Annotated in this window: 12 protein-coding genes and 2 riboswitches; of the genes, 5 read left to right on the plus strand and 7 right to left on the minus strand. The window is 60.1% G+C overall.

The window, feature by feature from the left end; translation table 11 throughout:
• Nucleotides 1-129: 129 nt before the first annotated feature.
• The 4 genes from KVG88_RS03475 to cobW all read right to left on the minus strand — a co-directional run bounded on the left by KVG88_RS03475 (nt 130) and on the right by cobW (nt 6,715).
• The gene (locus KVG88_RS03475; RefSeq protein ID WP_217870338.1) at nt 130-729 is read right to left on the minus strand and encodes a vWA domain-containing protein; all 600 of its coding nucleotides are present in this window, start codon (nt 727-729) and stop codon (nt 130-132) included.
• A 65-nt stretch (nt 730-794) separates the two neighbouring features.
• Complete coding sequence (locus tag KVG88_RS03480) at nt 795-1,811, minus strand: magnesium chelatase ATPase subunit I (protein ID WP_217870339.1); 1,017 nt, start codon at nt 1,809-1,811, stop codon at nt 795-797.
• Nucleotides 1,812-1,871: 60 nt separating this feature from the next.
• Nucleotides 1,872-5,642, minus strand: a complete 3,771-nt coding sequence (gene cobN, locus KVG88_RS03485) for a cobaltochelatase subunit CobN (RefSeq protein ID WP_217870340.1) — start codon at nt 5,640-5,642, stop codon at nt 1,872-1,874.
• Nucleotides 5,643-5,647: 5 nt separating this feature from the next.
• Nucleotides 5,648-6,715 carry a cobalamin biosynthesis protein CobW gene (cobW, locus tag KVG88_RS03490; RefSeq protein WP_217870341.1) on the minus strand — a complete coding sequence of 356 codons (1,068 nt, stop codon included), beginning with the start codon at nt 6,713-6,715 and terminating at the stop codon, nt 5,648-5,650.
• 99 nt (nt 6,716-6,814) lie between these two features.
• Nucleotides 6,815-7,026, minus strand: a riboswitch (cobalamin riboswitch).
• Between the two features lie 180 nt (nt 7,027-7,206).
• A riboswitch (cobalamin riboswitch) is annotated at nt 7,207-7,431 on the plus strand.
• A gap of 121 nt (nt 7,432-7,552) precedes the next feature.
• Here cobW and KVG88_RS03495 point away from each other — a divergent pair.
• From KVG88_RS03495 to cobM, 4 genes are all read left to right on the plus strand, one after another.
• Nucleotides 7,553-7,747 carry a CbtB domain-containing protein gene (locus KVG88_RS03495; RefSeq protein ID WP_150700620.1) on the plus strand — a complete coding sequence of 65 codons (195 nt, stop codon included), beginning with the start codon at nt 7,553-7,555 and terminating at the stop codon, nt 7,745-7,747.
• Nucleotides 7,748-7,758: 11 nt separating this feature from the next.
• On the plus strand, nt 7,759-8,472 hold the full coding sequence (locus tag KVG88_RS03500) for a CbtA family protein (RefSeq protein WP_150700621.1): 714 nt from the start codon (nt 7,759-7,761) through the stop codon (nt 8,470-8,472).
• Nucleotides 8,469-8,882, plus strand: coding sequence for a cobalamin biosynthesis protein (locus KVG88_RS03505; RefSeq protein ID WP_150700622.1), 414 nt, complete (start codon nt 8,469-8,471; stop codon nt 8,880-8,882). Before KVG88_RS03500 ends, KVG88_RS03505 begins: the two co-directional genes overlap by 4 nt.
• 82 nt (nt 8,883-8,964) lie before the next feature.
• Complete coding sequence (cobM, locus tag KVG88_RS03510; RefSeq protein ID WP_217870342.1) at nt 8,965-9,711, plus strand: precorrin-4 C(11)-methyltransferase; 747 nt, start codon at nt 8,965-8,967, stop codon at nt 9,709-9,711.
• Between the two features lie 167 nt (nt 9,712-9,878).
• Here the strand turns inward: cobM and nfuA are convergent, their stop codons facing one another.
• Nucleotides 9,879-10,463: a Fe-S biogenesis protein NfuA gene (gene nfuA, locus KVG88_RS03515; RefSeq protein ID WP_007912592.1), complete on the minus strand. Its 585-nt coding sequence runs from the start codon at nt 10,461-10,463 to the stop codon at nt 9,879-9,881.
• A 191-nt stretch (nt 10,464-10,654) separates the two neighbouring features.
• The gene (locus KVG88_RS03520; protein WP_217870343.1) at nt 10,655-12,964 is read right to left on the minus strand and encodes a fatty acid cis/trans isomerase; all 2,310 of its coding nucleotides are present in this window, start codon (nt 12,962-12,964) and stop codon (nt 10,655-10,657) included.
• A gap of 156 nt (nt 12,965-13,120) precedes the next feature.
• Here KVG88_RS03520 and metH point away from each other — a divergent pair, with 156 nt between their 5' ends.
• The gene (metH, locus tag KVG88_RS03525) at nt 13,121-16,831 is read left to right on the plus strand and encodes a methionine synthase (RefSeq protein WP_217870344.1); all 3,711 of its coding nucleotides are present in this window, start codon (nt 13,121-13,123) and stop codon (nt 16,829-16,831) included.
• Nucleotides 16,832-16,933: 102 nt separating this feature from the next.
• Here the strand turns inward: metH and KVG88_RS03530 are convergent, their stop codons facing one another.
• Complete coding sequence (locus KVG88_RS03530; RefSeq protein WP_217870345.1) at nt 16,934-23,518, minus strand: NEL-type E3 ubiquitin ligase domain-containing protein; 6,585 nt, start codon at nt 23,516-23,518, stop codon at nt 16,934-16,936.
• Nucleotides 23,519-23,629: the final 111 nt, after the last annotated feature.

Raw genomic sequence — 23,629 nt, forward strand, 5'->3', positions numbered from 1 at the left:
AAAATGGCAGCCTCAAAGGGCTGCCATTTCAAAGTCACCGCGTCATCGTTCATCGCTAGCAAGCTAGCGTCCACAGGAGCTTGCACTCCAGAGCCTGCTCACAATGAAGTCCGCACTGAAACCCAACATTCAGCCCGGCAACAGCTCGTCGATATGCCGATACTCGGACTGCAACTGCGCCGCCAACACCTTGCTGCGCCCAAGGCGAATCGGGCCACGCTCGATGTCGATCAGCAGTCCCGGGCATTCAAGGGGTGGCAGTGGCGCCCCGTTTTTAAGCCGGCCATCGGTGACCAGCAACAAGCGTTGTTGCTCCGCCGGAAAGCGCTTTTGCCGTACCGCCAGCCAGCGTCCGGCTTCCTCCAGCGCCGCCAGCAACGGCGTGCCTCCCCCGGCGCCAAGGGCCTCCAGCCACTGACGCAGACCGCCAGATGCTTTCAACCCTTGAACCTGCCACTTCGGCGCGGCGCCACTGGCGGTCAGCAAGGCCAGCCGCGCGCGCTGGCGATAGGCGTCGTCGAACAGTTGCGCCAGCAAGCCTTTGGCATCGCTCAAGGCCTGATGGCGTCGGGTTGAAGCCGATGCGTCGACAATCACCAGCCACAGTTCATTTGCCGAGCGCGTACGCAGGTGGAACAACACATCCTGCCGCTGACGTGGCCGACCATTGAGCAAGGTGCCCGGCCAATTGATCGAGCCGCTGCGGGCGGCGTGACGCTTGCCCTGCATGCCCTGATCCAGGCGTCCGGCGCGGGGTCTGGCATTCGCCCCCGCGTCAGATCGGGGGCGAATGCCTAGGGCTTTTTTGGCCAGCTCGGCACTTCACGGCGGGCACCGACGGGCAACGCCTGAGCGGGCATTTCACCCCACTGGCCCTGCCCTTCACTCGGGTTGTCCTGTTGCGGCGTAGGCGTCTGTGGCGTCTGTGGCGCCTGCGACGGTTGTGGTGCAGGCGCAGGTAGTTCACGACGACGATGGCGCAAGGCGAACTCGGCCACTGCGTCGATATCTTCGACAGTGATGGCGCCGGCACCGCGCCACGCCGCGTGGGCACGTGCGGCACGCAACCACACCAGATCGGCACGCAGGCCATCGACCCCGGCGGCAAAGCAGCGTTCGGTAATCTGCGCCAGGGCCTCATCGTCCAGCGGGATGCTCGCCAAAGCACTGCGTGCCTGCTGGCAACGCTCGCGCAACGACTGCTGCCGGGTTTCCCACTCGGCGCAGAAGCCTTGAGGATCGCTGTCGAAATCCAGACGTCGACGGATGATCTGCCCACGCTCGACAGGCGCAGTGTGCCCACCGAGGGCGACGTTCAAGCCAAAGCGGTCAAGCAGTTGCGGGCGCAACTCACCCTCTTCCGGGTTCATGGTGCCGATCAGGACAAACTTCGCCGAATGACGGTGGGAAATACCGTCGCGTTCGATCAGGTTGGTCCCGCTGGCGGCCACGTCCAGCAGCAGATCCACCAGATGATCGGGCAGCAAATTGACCTCATCAACGTAGAGCACGCCGCCGTCAGCCTTGGCCAGCACGCCGGGTGAAAACTGCGCACGGCCGTCGCTCAGTGCTGCATCCAGGTCGAGCGTACCGACCAGGCGCTCTTCGGTGGCGCCCAATGGCAACGTGACGAACTGACCGCTGGCGAGCAGATCGGCCAGGCCACGGGCCAACGTCGATTTGGCCATCCCGCGCGGGCCTTCGATCAGCACGCCGCCGATCTTCGGATCGATGGCGGTCAGGTACAGCGCGAGCTTCAAATCGTCGGCGCCGACCACGGCGGAGAGCGGGAAATGCGGGGTGTCGGTCATTGTTCTATCTCAGTCATGGTCGGTAGTGTCACTGGCTCACTCCTACAGGGGGCGATGCGGTCAGCCGTCTTCTTCTATATCCAACAGCAGGTTTTCCAGCGCCTCGCGGTATGCGCCCGGTTCCTTCCACATCCCGCGCTGTTGCGCTTCGAGCATGCGCTCGGTCATGTCGCGCAGGGCATGGGGATTGTGTTCGCGGACAAAATCCCGGGTGTTCGGGTCGAGCAAATAGGCATCGGCCAGCAACGCGTACTGGTGATCGTCGATCAACTGCGTAGTGGCGTCGAAGGCGAACAGGTTATCGACGGTCGCCGCCATTTCGAAAGCGCCTTTGTAGCCATGCCGCTTGACCCCGTCGAGCCACTTCGGATTAGCCGCTCGCGAACGAATCACCCGGTTCAGCTCTTCCTTCAGCGTGCGAATCCTCGGCAAGTCCGGCTGACTGTGATCGCCGTGGTAACTGGCCGCTGCTACACCGCTGAGGCTTTCCACTGCCGCGAGCATACCGCCCTGGAACTGGTAGTAATCATTGGAATCGAGCAGGTCGTGTTCGCGGTTATCCTGATTTTGCAGGACAGCCTGCACCTGGCTCAAACGCCGACTGAAGGGTTCGCGGGCCTCGGTGCCTTCGTCGGCACCGCCATAGGCGTAACCGCCCCAGTTCAGATAAACCTCGGCCAGGTCTTCGCGACTTTGCCACAGTCGACCGTCGATAGCGCCCTGTACACCGGCGCCATAGGCACCGGGCTTCGCCCCGAAGATACGCCAACCGGCCTGACGTCGCGCCGCATCTTCATCCAGCCCCGATTGCAACAGCGTTTCGCGCTCGGCACGAACCTTGGCCGCCAACGGGTTGAGGTCGTCCGGTTCGTCCAGCGCGGCGACCGCTTGCACGGCGGCGTCGAACAAGCGGATCAGATTGGCGAACGCGTCACGGAAGAAACCCGAGACGCGCAACGTCACGTCCACCCTTGGGCGATCTAGCAGACTCAGCGGCAGGATCTCAAAATCATCGACGCGCTGACTGCCCGTGGCCCACACCGGGCGCACGCCCATCAGGGCCATTGCCTGAGCGATATCGTCGCCGCCAGTGCGCATGGTCGCGGTACCCCAAACGGACAGACCGAGCTGGCGCAAATGATCGCCGTGATCTTGCAGGTGGCGTTCAAGAATCAGGTTGGCCGACTGGAAGCCGATGCGCCACGCGGTGGTGGTGGGCAGGTTGCGAACGTCCACCGAATAGAAGTTGCGCCCGGTGGGCAACACGTCCAGACGACCGCGACTGGGTGCGCCGCTGGGACCGGCCGGGACGAAACGACCGCTGAGGGCGTCGAGCAGACCGCGCATTTCGGCGGGACCGCAGGCGTCCAGGCGCGGTGCAACGACTTCGCGCAAGTTGTCGAGAATTGCACGGACCTCGTCCCAACCTACATCCTGTGGGAGCGGGCTGGCATTCAAAATCTGCGAGATCAGTTGCGTGGCGAACAGCTCGAGACGTTCGCGGGTATCGCCGCTGGTGCGCCAAGGCTCATCGCTGAACGACAACAAGGCGTCCGGACGCGGCCCGGTCCACGGTTCGGCCAACGCACAATCCAGCGGATCGAACCCCAATGCAAACGCCTTGGCCAATGCGCGCAGCAAACTCGATTGCGCACCACGCCCGTCACCACGAGGAATGCGCAACAATGCCAGCAAGGTATCGATGCGCAAACGTCCGGTCGGCGATTCGCCAAACACGTGCAAGCCGTCACGAATCTGCGATTCCTTGAGGTCGCACAAATAGGTGTCCAGGCGCGGCAACCAGATCGCTGCATCGGCATCGCTGTCGAGTTTTTCGTCCAGCTGCAATTCGCGGTCGATGTGGGTATCACGCACCAGTTGCAGGATGTCGCGCTGCAACTCCCGGGCGCGGCGCGGATCGAGCAATTGCGCTTCGTAGTATTCGTCGGCGAGCAATTCGAGGTTGCGCAGCGGACCATAGGTTTCGGCGCGGGTCAGCGGCGGCATCAAGTGATCGATGATCACCGCCTGAGTGCGCCGTTTGGCCTGGGCGCCCTCGCCCGGATCGTTGACGATAAATGGATAAATGTTCGGCAGCGGTCCCAGTAAAGCGTCCGGCCAGCAGTGCTCGGACAAACCGACACCTTTGCCCGGCAGCCATTCGAGGTTGCCGTGCTTGCCGACGTGGATCACCGCGTGGGCGCCATAGGTGTTGCGCAGCCAGAAGTAGAACGCCAGGTATCCGTGGGGCGGCACCAGGTCCGGGTCGTGGTACACCGCGCTCGGGTCCACCTGATAACCGCGGGCCGGTTGAATACCGACGAAAGTCAGGCCAAAACGCAGCCCGGCAATCATCATTCGGCCGCTGCGGCACATCGGATCACTGTCAGGCGCGCCCCAGCGTTCAAGCACCGCTGCGCGATTGGCTTCGGGCAACGCGTTGAACATCGTCAGGTATTCGTCCATCCCCAGGCTCTGCTGGCAGGGACGCTGATCGAGGGTGTCCAGATCATTGCTGACGCCGCCGAGCAATTGTTCGATCAACGCGGTGCCGCTGCCCGGCAGCCCGGCCGGTAGCGGATAACCCTCGGTGTGCAGTGCTCGAAGAATATTCAGCGCCGCAGCAGGTGTATCGAGGCCAACACCATTGCCGATGCGGCCGTCGCGGGTCGGGTAGTTGGCGAGGATCAGCGCCACGCGCTTTTCAGCGTTGGGCAGGCGCGCCAGATCGATCCAGCGTCGCGCCAGTTCGGCGACAAAATCCATGCGCTCAGGTTGCGGCCGGTAGCAGACCACGTCCGATTGACTGCGCTCGCTGCGCCACGCCAGATCCTTGAAGCTGATCGGTCGGCTGATGATCCGCCCGTCCAGCTCCGGCAAGGCAATGTGCATCGCCAGATCGCGCGGGCCGAGGCCCTGTTCGCTGGCGCGCCAGCCGGGCTCGTTGTCTTGGGCGCAGATCGCCTGAATCACCGGGATATTGCGGCGAAACGGGCGTAAATGTGGCGCTTCGGGGCTGGATTGGGCGAACCCGGTGGTATTGAGGATGACACCGGCGTCCACCTGATCCAGCCAGTCCTCGACCGCCGCAAGGCAGCCGGGCTCTTTCAAACTGGCCAACGCGATGGGCAGCGGATTCAACCCCGCCGCTTGTAAGCGTTGGCAAAAAACGTCGATGAACGCGGTGTTCGCCGCTTGCAAGTGCGAGCGGTAAAACAGCACGGCCGCCACCGGTTGACCGGCCAGCCAATCGGCCTGCCAGTCACTCAGTGCGGCGGTGCTTTTTTGCGGATGGTAAATCGCCGTGCGCGGCAACGCTTGCGGCTCGGCCCAGAGATAATCCCGTGCCAGCCAACGGTTGGCCAGACAGCGGAAGAAATCGAGGGCATTCGCCATGCCGCCCTGACGCAGATACTGCCAGAGCCGGTCACGGTCCTCGGCCCCCACAGTGCTCAGGTCGCTGAGTTCCGGGTCAGGGCGATCATCCCCCGGCACCAGAATCAGTTGCACCCCACGCTGCGACAACTCCACCAGCCGCTCGACGCCGTAACGCCAATAAGCAATGCCGCCGTGCAGCGAGATCAGAATCACCTTGGCATGGCGCAAGACTTCATCGACATACAGGTCGACCGACGCATGGTTCTGCACTTGCATCGGGTTGGCCAGACGCACGCTCGGGTAGTCGTCGGGCAACTGTTGCGCCGCTTCGGCGAGCAGCGCCAGGCTGGAATCGCCGCTGCACAGGATCACCAGTTCGGCGGGGGTTTGGCCAAGGTCGGCAATGTTGTCATCCGACACGAAACCGCCGGGCTGGGTCCTGAGCAGGTGCATGGGGGTTACACGCTGAGTGCGGCGCGCAATTGCGCTTCGAGCAGGGCCGCATCCAGCGCCTGGCCGATCAGCACCAGACGGGTGACACGGGTTTCTTCAGCGCCCCACTGACGGTCGAAGTGCTTGTCAAAACGGGTGCCCACACCCTGGATCAGCAAACGCATCGGTTTGTTCGGGATCGCCGCGAAACCTTTGATGCGCAGGATGCCGTGCTGCACCACCAATTGGGTCAGCGCATCCATCAGCAGGCTTTCGTCGGCTTGCGGCAGTTCGATGGAGATCGAATCGAAAGCATCGTGGTCGTGGTCATCGTGATCATCGCCGTCGTGGTGATGGTCGTGGTGGCTGTGGCGGCTGTCGATGTGTTCTTCGGAGCCGGCACCCAAGCCAATCAGCACATCCAGCGGCAAGCGACCGCTGCTGGCTTCGATGACCTTGACCGCGGGCGGCAGTTCTTCGGCAACTTCCAGACGCACGCGGGCCAGGTCTTCAGGGCTGATCAGGTCGGCCTTGTTGAGGATCACCAGATCGGCGCTGGCCAGTTGGTCGGCAAACAGTTCGTGCAGCGGCGATTCGTGGTCCAGGTTCGGGTCGAGTTTGCGCTGGGCGTCGACCTGATCCGGGAACGCGGCGAAGGTGCCAGCGGCTACGGCCGGGCTGTCGACCACGGTGATGACTGCGTCCACGGTGCAGGCGCTGCGGATTTCCGGCCACTGGAAGGCTTGCACCAACGGCTTTGGCAGGGCCAGGCCGGAAGTTTCGATGAGAATGTGGTCGAGATCGCCGCGCCGGGCAACCAGTTCGCGCATTACCGGGAAGAACTCTTCCTGAACGGTGCAGCACAGGCAGCCGTTGGCCAGTTCATAGACCCGGCCGTTGGCCTCTTCTTCGGTGCAACCGATGGAGCACTGCTTGAGGATTTCGCCGTCGATGCCCAGTTCGCCGAATTCGTTGACGATCACCGCGATGCGGCGACCCTGGGCGTTGTCGAGCATGTGCCGCAGCAAGGTGGTTTTGCCCGAGCCGAGGAAGCCGGTAACGATGGTGACAGGGAGTTTGGCCAGTGTTTTCATCGGATGCCCTTTGGCAAGGTGGCGGGCATACGGGACGAGAACCGGAAACGCACGTGCGCGCCGGAAGCGTTCGCCACCGGATCACCCCGCCCGGTTGTAGTGAGAATCTGTATCGAGGCAGGTCTCCTGGCTGACGGTGTGCCAATCACTTGACTGGCGTTTGCTGCGCCTTCCCGCGGGCTCAAGGGTTGAGCGTGCAGTGGCGTGGCAGCGAACATCACCGTTCACAGTTGCGGGGGCAGCCGCGGCATTGACCGCGTTCCCTTCTTAGCTTCGACAGACGCCGAAGAACCTCGAATGCGCAAGGCTACGCATGGTATTGGGGCGGGTCAATCACCGAACACACCCTGCCCCTGTAGGAGTTGCCGAAGGCTGCGATCTTTCGATTTTGCTTTTGATGATCAAGATCAAAAGATCGCAGCCTTCGGCAGCGCCTACGAAGAGCAGTTGAGAACCCTTGCCAATTGACGCCCAACCCCCGCCCATGCTCTCCTACGCATCTTGTTACGGGTGCCCTTCACAGGGTGAAACGGGAAACCGGTGAATCATGTGCTTTACTCAAAGCCATGTCAGTCCGGTGCTGCCCCCGCAACGGTAAGCGAGTGAAGCGTCAGATCCACTGTGCCAACACGGCATGGGAAGGTGATGCTTGCAGGATCAGGCTCAGGCCTGCGCCCCTCGTGAGCCCGGAGACCGGCCTGCAACACAAAGTGAACACACAATCACTGAATGACAAACCCGCGGTGGGCGGGCGCTGTTCGAATTTCTGCGCGCCCGTTCGTGTGGAGACTCTGCATGCGCTTTTGATTCCCCGCTGACAGACCAGAGGGAAACGCCATGTCGATCATCAGCAGCACCGGCCACAGCAACACTACCAGCGCCACCACGACCCTGACCCAACGCCTGACTGCCGCCGTTTGCGCTTCGATCCTCGGCGCGTGCCTGGTGTACTTCGCCGGTTTCTCGCACATCGAAGCGGTACACAACGCCGCGCACGATACCCGTCACAGCTCCGCGTTCCCGTGCCATTGAGACCTGCCCATATGATCAAGCGTATTGCGCAAACCGCAGGTTTCACCGGGCTGCTGGCCGCCCTGCTGTTGACCCTGCTGCAAAGCTTCTGGGTCTCGCCCCTGATTTTGCAGGCCGAAACCTACGAAAAATCCGAGCCTGCCGCGGTTGAAGTCCACGAACACGCTCACGCCGAAGGCGCTGTAGCCGCTCACACCCACGATGCCGAAGCCTGGGAGCCGGAAGATGGCTGGCAGCGTGTGCTGTCGACCACCGGTGGCAACCTGGTGGTAGCAGTCGGTTTCGCCCTGATGCTCGCCGGCCTTTATACCCTGCGCGCGCCGACCAAAACTTCGCAGGGCTTGCTCTGGGGCCTGGCCGGTTACGCCACCTTCGTACTGGCGCCGACCCTCGGTCTGCCGCCTGAACTGCCGGGCACCGCTGCCGCCGATCTGGCGCAACGGCAACTCTGGTGGATCGGCACCGCAGCTTCCACCGCTGTCGGCATCGCCCTGATCGTGTTCAGCCGTCACTGGCTGATGAAAGTGCTGGGCGCTGCGATTCTTGCCGTTCCCCATGTCATTGGCGCACCGCAACCGGAAGTGCATTCGATGCTCGCGCCGCAAGCACTGGAAACCCAGTTCAAAATCGCTTCGCAGCTGACCAACGTGGCGTTCTGGCTGGCCCTGGGCCTGATCAGCGCCTGGTTGTTCCGCCGCAAAAGCGATGGCCAATACCACGCATGACGAATGTCAGCACAGCGCCGACCCTGGTGGTCGGCCTGGGCTGCCAACGGGGCTGCCCGGTCAGTACACTGCGCGCACTGCTGGATCAGGCATTGCAAGCCCATCAGATTGCGCTGAATGAAATCAAGGCCCTGGCCAGTATCGATTTGAAGCGCGACGAGCCGGCACTTATTGAGCTGGCCCAGCAATTGGCGTTGCCGCTGATGTATTTCAGCAGTGAACAACTGGCCGCCTATCAGCCACAACTCAGTCACCATTCGCAGATCGCGTTCGAGCGCACCGGTTGCTACGGCGTCGCGGAAAGTGCTGCACTGGCCCTGGCCGAACAACTGGCCAATGCACCGGCCAAACTGCTGATTGCGCGACAAAAATACGCCCAGGCCACACTCGCATTGGCCAGCGCCGCCTGAAATCCCCGATAATCCGCCCGTTCGATCATGAGCAATCTTCATCTGAAGCCTTGCCCATCCCTTTTTCCCACAGGAACCGACGATGACCGTCTACTTCATTGGCGCAGGTCCCGGCGACCCGGAACTGATCACCGTCAAGGGCCAGCGCTTGATTCGCAGCTGCCCGGTGATCATCTACGCTGGCTCTCTGGTACCTGCCGCCGTTCTGGAAGGCCATCGCGCACAAACGGTGGTCAACAGCGCAGAATTGCACCTGGAACAGATCATCGAGCTGATCAAGACTGCCCACGCCAACGGCCAGAATGTCGCGCGCGTGCATTCCGGCGATCCGAGTCTGTATGGCGCCATAGGCGAGCAGATTCGCCATCTGCGCGAACTTGGCATTGCGTTCGAGATCATTCCCGGCGTGACCGCCACCGCAGCCTGCGCCGCGCTGCTGGGGGCCGAGCTGACACTACCGGACATTTCGCAAAGCGTGATCCTGACCCGCTACGCCGACAAAACCGCAATGCCACCGGGCGAAGAGTTCTCCAGCCTGGCGCAGCACGGCGCGACCATGGCCATTCATTTGGGGGTCAACCACCTGACGAAGATTGTCGAGGAACTCGTCCCGCACTACGGCGCGGATTGCCCGATTGCAGTGGTTCACCGGGCCACCTGGCCGGATCAGGATTGGGTGCTGGGGACGCTGGAGGATATCGCTGCGAAGGTTGAAGCCAAGGGGTTTCGGCGCACGGCGTTGATACTTGTGGGTCGGGTGCTGGGCAGTGATCAGTTCAGCGAATCGTCGCTGTATCGCGCCGGACATGCGCATTTGTATCGGCCGTAGTGCCTCATCGCTGGCAAGCCAGCTCCCACAGGTTTTGAGTCGGTCACAATATTGCGGTCAACATAAAATTCTGTGGGAGCTGGCTTGCCAGCGATGAGGCCAGCACATCTTGCCCATAAAAAAACGGCGCTCACGGGGCGCCGTTTTTTTATGCCGCAGCGAACACCTTAGTAGTAGGCGTTTTCTTTCTGCGTGTGGTCGGTCACGTCGCGAACGCCCTTGAGCTCTGGAATACGCTCGAGCAAGGTGCGCTCGATGCCTTCCTTCAAAGTGACGTCTGCCTGGCCGCAGCCCTGGCAACCGCCGCCGAACTGCAGAACGGCGATGCCGTCTTCAACCACATCGATCAGGCTGACCTGACCGCCGTGGCTGGCCAGCCCCGGGTTGATCTCGGTTTGCAGGTAGTAGTTGATACGCTCGTTGACCGGGCTGTCGGCGTTGACCATCGGTACTTTGGCGTTTGGCGCCTTGATGGTCAGCTGGCCGCCCATACGGTCGGTGGCGTAGTCGACAACGGCATCGTCCAGGAAGGCTTCGCTGAAGTGGTCGATGTAAGCGGTGAAGCTTTTGAGCCCCAGCGCCGTGTCTTCAGGTTTTTCTTCGCCCGGCTTGCAGTAGGCAATGCAGGTCTCTGCATACTGGGTGCCAGGCTGGGTGATAAAGACGCGGATGCCGATGCCCGGGGTGTTCTGCTTGGAGAGCAGATCAGCCAGGTAATCGTGGGCGGCGTCGGTAATGGTAATAGCGGTCATGGAAACTCCTCGCAGGCTTGGGCGCAGTTTACGCCAATCATCGCCGCGCACAAAGTCCTAGTATTTTTGTCGGGAAAGATTTCGCTACACCGTCCCTGTAGGAGCTGCCGCAGGCTGCGATCTTGTGATCTTGAAGAAACAAATCAAAAGATCGCAGCCTGCGGCAGCTCCTACAGGGGTTCAGCAGTGTTTCAGAGGTTTTCGTAGCGGTTCATGTCCAGCACGCCCTCTTCCACCGGTTCTGTCTCGTGGATGTAGCGGCTCAGGTCATGGAAGTACTGCCAGAATTGCGGATGACTGCGCCGAATCCCCCACCGTTCGACGATTTTCTCGAAGCGATCGGCGTCTTTGGCGTTTTCCATGACATCGACGAACGCGGGCACCTGATCGGCCGGGATGTTGAACATGAAATTCGGATAGCTGCTCAGTACGCCCGGAAAAATCGTCAGGGTGTCCAGCCCTGGCTGATAACGCAGTGATTCGCCGAGCAGGAAAGCCACGTTGCTATGGGCACGGTTGCGCAGCAGGCTGTAGACCACACGCTTTCCGCTCGACGTCTCGATACGCAACATGGTGGCTTCCGGCAGTTGATCGATGACCCTTAGCCCGGCTGCCGGTCGCGCCGTGAGCGTGCTCAAGGCTTGTTCGGCATTTTGCAGCTCAGGATCAATGTTCGGCCGCGAACAATAAGCGCCGTCACAGCGGTTGATCGGATCAGGGTTGGCGTTGAGGTCGCCATAGCGCGCCAGCAACTGCATGGCAAAGTCGCGTTTGGGGTCTTTTTCGTCCAGTTTCAGCGCGGTCGGCTTGTCGTTGTCGATGGACTCGTAGTCCAGCCACATCTTGAATTTGCCGCTGTTCTGGTACCAGTCGTCGAGGTAACCGTCTCTCGAATCCGCCGGCATCAGGCGCAGGAAGTTCTGCTCGGCGCCATTGCGGATCAGATCGAAATACAGGCGCGTCTGGGCCTGGTGGGACACATTGCCGAACACGTCGAAGTTCACCGCCAACTGATAATACGTACGCTCCAGCAACGGGTAATCGAACAACCACAGGGTTTGCGGCACTTCGCCGATCAAGCCTTTGGTCACGACGGCGCTGTCGAAATGGCGGAAAATGCTCAGCAACGCATTGTCGTTGCCGGCCCACAGCGTCGACCAGCTCGGTGCCGGCACATCGGCGTAGCTGTCACGGCGCAAGGCTTCGTATTCGTTACGTTTGTCGCGGTAGTCGTGCCACAGGCTCAGGACGCTGCCGACATCGTCGTTCTGCCCCGGCATGGCCAACAACGGCGTGGCCTGGCCGCGGTAGTTAGGGTCGGTGATGTACAGATCATGTTCCGGCGCCTGGAACAGCGCCCAGAAGTTGTCGCGGATCACGTCAGTCGCGATCTGCCCCCGGCAAACCGGACCGCGAATGAAGGTGCGCACGAAATACTCGGCGTTATCGAGCATGAACTGATAACGCGCCTGGGCCGGGATCGCTTCAAAGGTCGCAAACGGATTGGCCCGGCTCTGCGGCCCGTAGCCCGGCAGCGCGCTGGCCTGCCAATTGCCGTTGTAGAACAGGCTTTTGACCCGCGCCATCTTCGCCGCACTCAGCGGATACGTGATGTGGGTCTTGTGGACGATCACGCCCTGCACCGGCCACAAACGGTAATAAAACTCGCTGCCCGGGTCATCGTTCGGCCGGCGCGTGTTGATCAGGTCGATCGGCTGGCCGGTCGGCGTGCGCGACCGCACCCACTGGAAGAAATGCCCCGGCTCGCCGTCCTTGAAATAGAGGTGCGCGAGAAACCAGTGCTCGTACAACCAGCGCCCCACCAGGCTCTGCCGGGCGCCCGGCGAGTTGAGCAGGTTTTCCCACTGGACCACCTGCAAGGCTTCTTTGGCGCTGGGCACCAGGCCTTGTTCATCGATGGGTGCACCGGAGGCCAACCAGCGTTGCAGCGTCTGGTATTGCTGATCGGTCAGGCCGGTGACCGCCAGTGGCATGCCTTCCTTCGGATGAGAACTGGCGTAGCCGTCAAACTCGGCGGGCATCGCGCACATGTTTTCCCGGTTCAGGCCCAGAACGATGTCTTCCGGCAATTTGGCGTTCGGTTGCAGCGGCGTCTTGTGGCCCAACTCAAGCATTCGCGCCATCAAGCCAGCCTGACTGCTCTGGGCATCGAGCACCGAGTAAAAACCCATGTGTTGCCAGGCGCGCTTGCCGCTGGCGTCATAAAACAAACGGGTCGGCGTCACTGCGCGGCTGCGATCACCGTCATACACCGGCACTTTCGTCGCGCCACGCGCCGCCCCTTCGCCGCTGCCCAGGTTCAGCTGGCAGGCCGCGTCATTGCAGGCATGGCAGGCCACGCACTTTTCAGTGAAGATCGGTTGAATGTCGCGGGTGTAGGAAATAGAAGAAGATGCGCCAGCGGGAATCGCCAGACCTTGCGCCACGGCGCTCCAGCTTAAAAACAGCAATACACTGCTGATGACGACGCGATACGACATGTCCCTGGTCCCGATCCTTTAAAAAACGCCGCGATTCTACCGGTGTGACGACCGCATCAACATGAACGATATTCATGCAAAACCCGAACATGCTCTAAAAGCGCACAGGTTTGCTATTATCCCGGCCCTTCGTCATGGTCTTTCCGAGTAGTCCAAATGTCCGATCGCAGTGTTCGCCTTCAAGCTCTCAAGCACGCCCTCAAAGAGCGCATCCTGATTCTCGATGGCGGCATGGGCACGATGATCCAGAGCTACAAGCTCGAGGAGCAGGATTACCGTGGCAAACGCTTCGCCGACTGGCCGAGCGATGTCAAAGGCAACAACGACCTGCTGGTGCTGACGCGTCCTGACGTGATTGGCGGCATCGAGAAAGCCTACCTGGACGCCGGCGCCGACATTCTGGAAACCAATACCTTCAACGCCACCCGGATCTCCATGGCCGATTACGGCATGGAAGAACTGGCCTACGAATTGAACGTAGAAGGCGCTCGCCTGGCACGCAAGGTCGCCGATGCGAAAACCCTCGAAAACCCGGACAAGCCGCGATTTGTCGCCGGCGTACTCGGCCCGACCAGCCGCACCTGCTCGCTGTCGCCGGACGTCAACAACCCCGGCTATCGCAACGTTACCTTTGATGAGCTGGTGGAGAACTACACCGAAGCCACCAAAGGCCTGATCGAGGGCGGCGCCGACCTGATTCTGATCGAAACCATCTTCGATACTCTCAACGCCAAAGCCGCGATCTTTGCCGTGCAAGGCGTGTTCGAAGAGCTGGGCATCGAGTTGCCGATCATGATTTCCGGCACCATCACCGATGCCTCCGGTCGCACCCTGTCCGGCCAGACCACCGAAGCCTTCTGGAACTCCGTGGCCCACGCCAAACCGATTTCGGTCGGCCTGAACTGCGCCCTGGGTGCCAGTGAGTTGCGCCCGTATCTGGAAGAGCTGTCGAACAAGGCCAGCACCCACGTTTCGGCGCACCCGAACGCCGGCCTGCCGAACGAATTCGGCGAGTACGATGAACTGCCGGCAGAAACCGCCAAGGTCATCGAAGAATTCGCCCAGAGCGGCTTCCTGAATATCGTCGGCGGTTGCTGCGGTACCACTCCTGGCCACATCGAAGCCATCGCCAAAGCCGTGGCCGGTTATGCGCCGCGGGAAATTCCGGACATCCCCAAGGCCTGCCGTCTCTCGGGCCTTGAGCCGTTCACCATCGATCGCAACTCGCTGTTCGTTAACGTCGGCGAGCGGACCAACATCACCGGTTCCGCCAAGTTTGCCCGCCTGATCCGCGAAGACAACTACACCGAAGCCCTGGAAGTCGCCCTGCAGCAGGTCGAAGCCGGTGCCCAGGTGATCGACATCAACATGGACGAAGGGATGCTCGATTCGAAGAAGGCCATGGTGACCTTCCTCAATCTGATTGCCGGCGAACCGGACATCTCCCGCGTACCGATCATGATCGACTCCTCTAAATGGGAAGTGATCGAAGCCGGCCTGAAGTGCATTCAGGGCAAGGGCATCGTTAACTCGATCAGCATGAAAGAAGGTGTCGAACAGTTCATTCATCACGCCAAACTGTGCAAACGCTACGGCGCCGCCGTGGTGGTGATGGCCTTCGACGAAGCCGGCCAGGCCGACACTGAAGCGCGCAAGAAAGAAATCTGCAAACGCTCCTACGACATTCTGGTCAACGAAGTCGGCTTCCCGCCGGAAGACATCATCTTCGACCCGAACATCTTCGCCGTGGCTACCGGTATCGAAGAACACAACAACTATGCTGTGGACTTCATCAACGCTTGCGCCTACATCCGTGACGAACTGCCGTACGCGCTGACCTCGGGCGGCGTGTCCAACGTGTCGTTCTCGTTCCGTGGCAACAATCCGGTACGCGAAGCGATCCACTCGGTGTTCCTGCTGTACGCGATCCGCGCCGGCCTGACCATGGGTATCGTCAACGCCGGCCAACTGGAGATCTACGACCAGATCCCGGTGGAGCTGCGCGACGCCGTCGAAGACGTGATCCTCAACCGCACCCCGGAAGGCACCGACGCCCTCCTCGCCATCGCCGACAAGTACAAGGGTGACGGCAGCGTCAAGGAAGCGGAGACCGAAGAGTGGCGCAACTGGGACGTCAACAAGCGCCTGGAACACGCGCTGGTCAAAGGCATTACCACGCACATCGTTGAAGACACCGAAGAATCCCGTCAGTCCTTCGCCCGCCCGATCGAAGTCATCGAAGGCCCGCTGATGTCCGGCATGAACATCGTCGGCGACCTGTTCGGCGCCGGCAAAATGTTCCTGCCGCAAGTGGTGAAATCCGCCCGTGTGATGAAGCAGGCCGTAGCGCATTTGATCCCGTTCATCGAACTGGAAAAAGGCGACAAGCCGGAAGCCAAGGGCAAGATCCTGATGGCCACGGTGAAAGGCGACGTGCACGACATCGGCAAGAACATCGTTGGCGTCGTGCTGGGTTGCAACGGCTATGACATCGTCGACCTGGGCGTGATGGTCCCCGCAGAAAAAATCCTGCAAGTGGCCAAGGAACAAAAGTGCGACATCATCGGCCTGTCCGGCCTGATCACCCCGTCGCTGGATGAAATGGTCCACGTGGCCCGCGAGATGCAGCGCCAGGATTTCCACCTGCCGTTGATGATCGGTGGTGCGACCACCTCCAAGGCACACACGGCGGTGAAGATCGAACCCAAGTACAGCAACGATGCGGTGATCTACGTCACCGACGCCTCTCGTGCCGTGGGCGTGGCGACCCAGTTGCTGTCCAAGGAGCTCAAGGCCGGTTTCGTCGAGAAAACCCGTCTGGATTACGTTGAAGTTCGCGAGCGCACCGCCAACCGCAGCGCCCGCACCGAGCGCCTGAGCTATGGTGCGGCCATCGCCAAGAAGCCGCAGTTCGACTGGGCGAGCTACACGCCGGTCAAACCGACCTTCACCGGCACGCGAGTGCTCGACAACATCGACCTCAACGTTCTGGCCGAGTACATCGACTGGACGCCGTTCTTCATTTCCTGGGACCTGGCCGGTAAGTTCCCGCGCATCCTCGAAGATGAAGTGGTTGGTGAAGCCGCTACCGCGCTCTATAAAGATGCTCGGGAAATGCTGACCAAACTGATCGACGAAAAACTCATCAGCGCCCGTGCGGTGTTCGGTTTCTGGCCGGCCAACCAGGTGCATGACGATGACATCGAACTCTACGGCGATGACGGCAAGCCAATGGCCAAGCTGCATCACCTGCGCCAGCAGATCATCAAGACCGACGGCAAGCCAAACTTCTCCCTGGCCGACTTCGTAGCGCCGAAGGACAGCGAAGTGACCGACTACGTGGGTGGATTCATCACCACCGCTGGCATCGGTGCCGAAGAAGTGGCCAAGGCCTATCAGGACGCTGGCGACGACTACAACTCGATCATGGTCAAGGCCCTGGCCGACCGCTTGGCCGAGGCTTGCGCCGAATGGCTGCACCAGCAGGTGCGTAAAGAGCACTGGGGCTACGCCAAGGACGAAACCCTCGATAACGAGGCGTTGATCAAAGAGCAATACACCGGCATCCGCCCTGCCCCGGGTTACCCGGCGTGCCCGGATCACACCGAAAAAGCCCAGCTGTTCGCCCTGCTCGATCCTGAAGCCCAGGAAATGCGCGCCGGCCGCAGCGGCGTGTTCCTCACCGAGCACTACGCAATGTTCCCGGCCGCAGCGGTCAGCGGCTGGTACTTCGCGCACCCGCAAGCGCAGTACTTCGCCGTGGGCAAGATCGACAAGGATCAGGTGCAAAGCTACACCTCGCGTAAAGGCCAGGAGTTGAGCGTGACCGAACGCTGGCTGGCACCGAACCTCGGTTACGACAACTAAGCAATCCCTGTGGAAGCGAGCTTGCTCGCGACGACGGCACATCATTCAACATCGTTGTTGACTGATAGACCGTTATCGCGAGCAGGCTCGCTCCCGCATTGCTTATGCCTGTTCCGTGACTTCTTTGCGGGACAACTCGATCATCTTCGCATTGCGCGCCGCCGCCTGGTCAAAGAGCCGACTCAAGAAATCCGGGTCGTCAGCACTTTCAACTTCGTCCAGGTTCATACCCTCGACATCGACCTCATCGAACGCCCTGAAGACATCAGGGTATTTCTCCTTGAGGTAGTCCACCCAGTAGTCACGCTGGATCAAATCTTCAAAAAAACCGTCGGAGTGTTCTGCACTGACGACAGTCGTGCGCACGTCCGTCAGTTGTTGGGAAGTTACACCCGACGAATAGGTCATGTGTCTCGGTTGCCCGGGCAGGATCAGGCCGTCATCCCAGCCCTGCGTCAGGCCGATTCGATAACCCAGGCGCACCTCGGCCTCATCCCGACCGCTACCGGTGGCCGCTTTCGTCGCGAGCTCGTCGACCTTGTCCAGCCGGAACAGTTGCCTGGACAAATTCAGGAGCGCCTGACCCTTGCTACCCAGGTTCCCCGCAGGAATCTCGAGTAAGGCATTGTGTGTGAACACTTTGCTTTCCAGCCCGCTAAACGTCAGGATTCGACCGTCAACACAGGTGCCATGGGTAGCGGAACTGGCGAAAAGGACCTCGCGAAGTTCAGTGTTGCCGGCAGCGGCTTCCATCACCGTCCATACTCGCCGGGTCAGGTCGGCATTGGCCATCCGGAACTCGCGCGTATCCTGCAATCGCGACAGCAAATGAAAGAACGCCGCATTGTCCGGTTCTGCTGCGAGCTGCTCCCAGACTTCGCTTTTAGCGGCTAATTCCTCTGGGGGAGCATTGGCGAGCCAGGGCGCTTTTTGTTCCTGATCGGGTTCGATGTCCGGCAGCTCCTCATCTGACTCGACACTGTCCGTGTCGCTTTCAGCAAAGTCGTGGGCATCGCTAATCAGCTCGTCGAGATCCGCACGCGAATACCCCAGCACGGTGTCGTGGGATCCCGCATCGCGGTAGGTGCGCAATCGCTCAAGACTTTCTAACAACAGGCTGTCGTTGTCGGTCAGGTCGGTACCACTGATGAGTACGTCATGGCTGCCATCCAGCGCTTGCGGTGGAATGGTGATGATGTCGTTGCCACTCAGATTCAGTGTTCTCAGGCGATTGACGTCCAGCGCACCGCTCGGCCACTCGGTCAAATTGTTGTTGCGCAGATCGAGCCTCTCCAATGCCTCGAAAACCCCGACATCAAAGGCATCCAGTTCGTTGTAGCCCAGGTCCAGCCAGCGCAGGCGCTCAAGGCGACTGAGCCCGGCATACACGTGTTCGGAATCGCTCAAACGGTTCGAAGACAATTCCAGTCGTTCAAGTTTATCCATGTACTGGACTGGCTCGGGTATGGCCTCGAGTTCGTTGCCATTAAGCTCCAGGGTTCTCAATTGCGTGAAGGCACTCAGAAACCCATCCGAGCCCTGGGCTGACAGTTTCACGCTCGTCAGGTTAAGCCGCTCAACATGCTCGAACCCTGCCGGCAACGCCGGAAGATCGCCAAGCTGCAGGCCATTGAGGTTAAGTATCCTGTCTGCTGCAACCGGATTGCCGGTCAAACCTGCACGCCAGCAATCAAGAATTCTCAAGGCACCCTGCCTGCGCGTGCTGGACGACAGCATCCAGCCAGTGCCACGAGTACCACGGGTGTACAGCCAGCCATTCAACCGGCGGGTGAGCGTTTCAAATGTCTGCTCCCAACCCGCGAGACGTTCGCTGATTTGCACGTCTGTCGAACCACTCGTGCGCATCTGTTCGATCCACTCCAACGCGTCATTCTCAGCGAGGATCGGCTTGAGCCGTTGCAAACGCTGCATCAGGATCGTCCTACCCTCTCCCATCGGGACGGGCGTCAACGCAAGCAAATGCTGTGCAATCGAATACCCGCTTTCCTGCGGTGGGAATAGCACAGGCACTTCTTCCAGGCTGAATCGTTGCAGAGCGCCTTCAGGCAGACCTTTGGCAATCTCCAATCGTTGCCAGGCCGCTTTTACTGGATCGAGAGCCGTCGCGGATAACGGGGTGCCTGACAGATCGGTCTTAAGCAACATTTCATCTGGAACCTGGTCCGGCATCGAGGAGATCTTGCTGTCTCGCAAATCCAGCCAAGTCAGGTCTGGCAGGTTTTGTACGCCTGCTGGCCAATCATGCAAATTCGTACCTCGCAAACTCAACGCCTTAAGGCGAGTCATTGCGCTGACATCCAGCGTACTGATGGGATTGTTGCGCAAGTCCAGCCACTCCAGCGCTTGCAGTCCATTCAAACTTTCCTGGATCGCTGAGTCGCCAATGATGCGGTTACCGGACAGATTCAGGTGATTCAATTTCCTAAGGTCACCAGGCGCGATGGGCACCTCTGACAAGTCGTTATTGCTTAAATCAAGCCTTTCAACCTCGGCAAATCCGTTGAGGAAGCTACGCACCTGCTGCGCTGGCGCCTTATTGCCCTTCAGGTACAACGTCTGTACATACCGGAAAGCGTTGGGTGGCAAATCGGGAAACTCACTGAGTTCCAGATTCGGCAGATCGAGTACCGACGCGTCGGTGGTCGCGCCATAACGCTTGAACGCACCATTACGCCAACAGGCTCTGAGGGTATTTGCCGCCCATGAGCGGCCCATCACTTCTTTGATCTCTACGGGTGGTTCCATAGCGCGATGGGTCCAATCGTTGAGCGTTCGGTCGAGCGCAGCATAGTTTTCGCTCAACGCCTCGACGGCGTCGAACCTTGCCTCGGCGCTCGGCCATTGCTCGACAAACTGATTGAACAGACTCTCGAAGGTATCGTTCGTACCTTCACTCAGTCGTCGCAACTCCCCCTTGCTGTAATCCCTGACCATTTCTTCCAGGTCACCAAGGTGTCCAGGGCGGTTTTTGACATACTCGTACGCCGGTTTGAAGTTTTCTCGCAGCAGGTTCGACCAGTCCAGTGACAACCCGGACCAGAGTTTTTCATGCCCGCTGAAAATACCGTCAGGTAAAGTTCTGATCGCCGTCCCTCTGAGGTTCAAACGTTCCAGACGCGGCAGTTCGAGTACACCGACGGGCCACTCGAACATCGCAGGTGCAAATGCATCCAGCCAGCGCAGCTTACGCAACCCGCTGACATTCAGGACAATCGGTGCGTAACCCGCGGAGCTGACACTGAGCATTTCAAGCGACGTCAACGCATTCAGCCGCCCAGGCATGTCGATGGCATAGGGCGAGGCGGAAAAAAGACTCAGGTCCATGAGCTCCGGCATTTCGCTCAATGCTGCCGGTACGTTGCTGAAGCCATCCCCGGTGGCGTTGATTCGCAGCCTTTTCAGCCTTGGGAAACTCGCCAAAAGGGCATCGGCATTGGTGTCTGTGAGGAACCGCCCCCGGACATACAGATCCTTCACATGGGGGAATTGAGCGGACAACGGTGGTATCGGGTCATCACAGACCAGCTCCAATAACCTGAAACTTGGGTATTCCTCGGCCAACGGTGAGTTGCGCCAACACTGCTTGATGTTCTGCGCGACCGACGCTTTGCCCCCCATCATGGACTGTAGAACAGGATCCTGAACGGGTTCGCCCACCCATTGATCGAGGGTCGACTCCAGCACCTCCCACTCACGCAGGCGCCCCTGCAGCAGGTTGAAGATCTGTGCATCGGTTTTGCCCGCCCGCAGCTGCGCCAGGACAAATGCACTGGCTTGCTGATCCGTGAGCGCGGGATAGACATCTTGTACCCGGGGCACCAGCGAAGGGCTGAAACCTTGCCCGCGCCCGCTGGCGTAATAGCCCACACGGCGCTCGGCCACGCGTGCAGGCGGTTTGAACGACGGTTTGCGACCGGCTCGTTTGGCCAGCAATTGCGACAATTGAGCCCGATGCTCAACGGAGGATTCGATGACAAGCTGCCGCAGACGGGCACTCTGCGCGGTATTCGGAACGCCCAATGCCTGGCGTGACTCATCGGGCAGTGCATGCATGATCGAGGCAAAAAAATTGTCGCCATTGGCGGGCACACCGTTGAGCGCCTCACCCTGCTCATCGAACGCTTGAAAGGCCGGCCCCTGCTTGACGACATACTTGCGACTGGCAGCCGTCTCGCGGCCGATGCCGTCAAGCAACGGACCGTCGACATGGCCGTCGCGCACTTCAAGACGCACCTCCCCCGACCATCCCGGCAATCGTTCCAGCGCATGCAGTGCCAGCCAGCGGCTGTCAGCCGTCGCCATGTTGTCCGAATGCAGCTCGACGAAAGCTTTTGCCTGGCGACCTTGATGCGTATACCAGCGGGCTTCTTCGAGCAATTTCAACGGAATTCGGCGTGTGCTTTTCAGCCGTGACAATTCTTCGGCACTGGCATCGCGCAGAACTCTCCGGGCCGCTGTGTCACTGAGTCCCGGGCAAGCACGCTGTAACTTATTGATAAACCGCTCGCTGCTTGCGTAATTGACTCTGAACGAATGCAAGGCGTCAGCCAGCTCAGGGGGTGGCGGCAGATGATCCACGTGCATCTTGCGCAAGGCGTTGTCATCGATCCCGCAAGCGTCGGCTATTTTGATCAACTGCACGTCGGTAAACGTCTCAGTGACATGACCCATGCGCCGCAACAGTGTCAAACGGTCCCAGGTGAGCGGACGCTCCAGCGAATGGCGCCAGGCACCGTGCCCGTTGTGCTCGAGTATCGGCTGCCACGCCTGTGCATCGACAGGATGCTGTATGCGCCACTTTTTCAGCGACGGGTCAAAGGCCGTTTCATACACTTTGCCGGCCTGGCGAATGTAGGTTTTACCGTTGGCCCGATACTGCCCCAATGTGTTTGGCCTGGCGTTGCGATCCAGCGCAATATCCACCTCGTACGCACTCAACTGCGGATTCCACAGCCGGGTATTACCGTCGGCACGTTCTACGGGCTCCAGCCGCTCAATCACCGACTCAGGTTTCACCGCGGCCAACCTGCCCAGTCCCTTGCCGGCTCCAGCCATCACGGCGATCAACGCCAGGTTTTCCGCGACATCGACCAAATGTGCCTTGGCGGCCATGCGATCACCCTCACTCCATTCGACGACCCCTTCGAACGACTCATACAACAATTGACCAGCCATCACCGTGAGCATGACTTCGCCCAACACCGGCACAAACATCGAGACCATGTTCAGCCCCAGCATGCCGATTTCCAGCAGGTGATTGAGCTTTTTCGCCCGCACCGTTGCATCGACGTCAGCCGTTGGCACGGCATGACTGCGTGCATCGGCGATCACCTTGGCGCGGTTTTGCTCGTAGAGATACGCCCACAGATCGGTGTTGGCAGACCAGATGCCGGCCACGCCTTTTCGATTGACATCGGTGGGATTGAGATAGGGATCCTCGACCCGCTCGCGCTTGGTCGGACGCTCTGGTGGCAACTCCTTGATGCGCACGACGGAAGAAAGCACGGGAATGTACTGCGCCACTTTCACCCAGAAGGAGTGCAATGGATCGGCGGGAGCATCCGCGGCTGTACGAGTGAATTGACTGAAATAGTAAGGCCGGTCGGCGTATGCAACGAATTGGCTGAAAAACCGCTGGTGCTCCGTCGGGCCATCACTCGACGGCGATGCACCAAGGGCTGTGAATTGCCGCTTGAATGCCGCCCTCATCCGCTCAGGGGTATAGCGTTTGAGCGGATGCTCCGGATCATGGGGAATGTAAACGATGAAATCGCTGCTATAGCGATATTGCTCACAGATGCCGAACACCACGCAGCCTGTCATCCTGCGCTTCATCAAACTCAGGTCACGAAACCAGACAGGCCTGTTGCCGATACGCGGATGAACTTCACCGTTCACCACCGAAAGAATCATCGTGTAATCGTCGGGCTCGATGTCCTTTTTAAGCAGCGCCAGTTCGGCTGCTGCCCTCAACGCCGTTTTCTGGCTGGCAACGAACTGCTCGCGCAATGCCGTTTCCTTCTGCGCATCCTCTGGATAAAAAAACGCCTTCAGTCGGGCTTGATACTGCGTGCCGATATCCAGCTTGCGACAGAGTGAGAGGAACTGCCTGACCGACAGGCTGAAGGTCGCGACCTCGAACGTGCCTGGCGTCGATGTCTCGATCACAAATCCGGATCCGCGATGAAAGGCGCCATCCTCACACTCGGACGCTTCGAAGTTATGCAATGCCGCTTGCAACAACGGAAGCTTCATCACCTCGAACGAGGCAACCTCTATCTCAAGCGTGCCGACTTCCAGCGCCCGCCTGAGGCACACCAGGGTTTTGTTGACGTCGACCTCAACACCAAATTGCTCCTTCAAGGCCTTGCGCAGTATCGGCTCGGCAAAGCTTTCGGCATCCGGCAGCGCCGACATGGTGTGGTCGAGCCGGGCCTGAGACACAAAACTGTCGTTGAAGCAGTCTTTCAGTGTTTGCTGTTGCTCGATGGATGCGCGCTGATACCACTGCGGCGGGAGCGAGTCGCTCGCTTTAATTGCCGCCCGACGCTGCGGCGTAGCAGCGATCAACCAGCCAGGCGTCAGTTGTTCCAGCAGTTCGCCATGAACGCTGCTTCGACCCGCCACCAAGGGGTGACCGGGCACAGAGGGGGGATGAGTAGGCATTGTGTCGTTCCTGAATAATGGAGCGACAGCACATCATTTCAGCGGGCCGTGTCTGCGGTAGATAGTTATCGCACTGCTCAAGACTGGTTTCAAAATGCATCGAGGCGCTGA

This window comes from Pseudomonas azerbaijanoccidentalis, from assembly GCF_019145495.1.
In the GTDB taxonomy this organism is placed as follows: Bacteria; Pseudomonadota; Gammaproteobacteria; order Pseudomonadales; family Pseudomonadaceae; genus Aquipseudomonas; species Aquipseudomonas azerbaijanoccidentalis.

Coding starts and splice junctions, on each gene's coding strand:
- KVG88_RS03475 (WP_217870338.1), bottom strand. CDS start 729: ATGCAGGGCAAGCGTCACGCCGCCCGCAGCGGCTCGATCAATTGGCCG.
- KVG88_RS03480 (WP_217870339.1), bottom strand. CDS start 1,811: ATGACCGACACCCCGCATTTCCCGCTCTCCGCCGTGGTCGGCGCCGAC.
- cobN (WP_217870340.1), bottom strand. CDS start 5,642: ATGCACCTGCTCAGGACCCAGCCCGGCGGTTTCGTGTCGGATGACAAC.
- cobW (WP_217870341.1), bottom strand. CDS start 6,715: ATGAAAACACTGGCCAAACTCCCTGTCACCATCGTTACCGGCTTCCTC.
- KVG88_RS03495 (WP_150700620.1), top strand. CDS start 7,553: ATGTCGATCATCAGCAGCACCGGCCACAGCAACACTACCAGCGCCACC.
- KVG88_RS03500 (WP_150700621.1), top strand. CDS start 7,759: ATGATCAAGCGTATTGCGCAAACCGCAGGTTTCACCGGGCTGCTGGCC.
- KVG88_RS03505 (WP_150700622.1), top strand. CDS start 8,469: ATGACGAATGTCAGCACAGCGCCGACCCTGGTGGTCGGCCTGGGCTGC.
- cobM (WP_217870342.1), top strand. CDS start 8,965: ATGACCGTCTACTTCATTGGCGCAGGTCCCGGCGACCCGGAACTGATC.
- nfuA (WP_007912592.1), bottom strand. CDS start 10,463: ATGACCGCTATTACCATTACCGACGCCGCCCACGATTACCTGGCTGAT.
- KVG88_RS03520 (WP_217870343.1), bottom strand. CDS start 12,964: ATGTCGTATCGCGTCGTCATCAGCAGTGTATTGCTGTTTTTAAGCTGG.
- metH (WP_217870344.1), top strand. CDS start 13,121: ATGTCCGATCGCAGTGTTCGCCTTCAAGCTCTCAAGCACGCCCTCAAA.
- KVG88_RS03530 (WP_217870345.1), bottom strand. CDS start 23,518: ATGCCTACTCATCCCCCCTCTGTGCCCGGTCACCCCTTGGTGGCGGGT.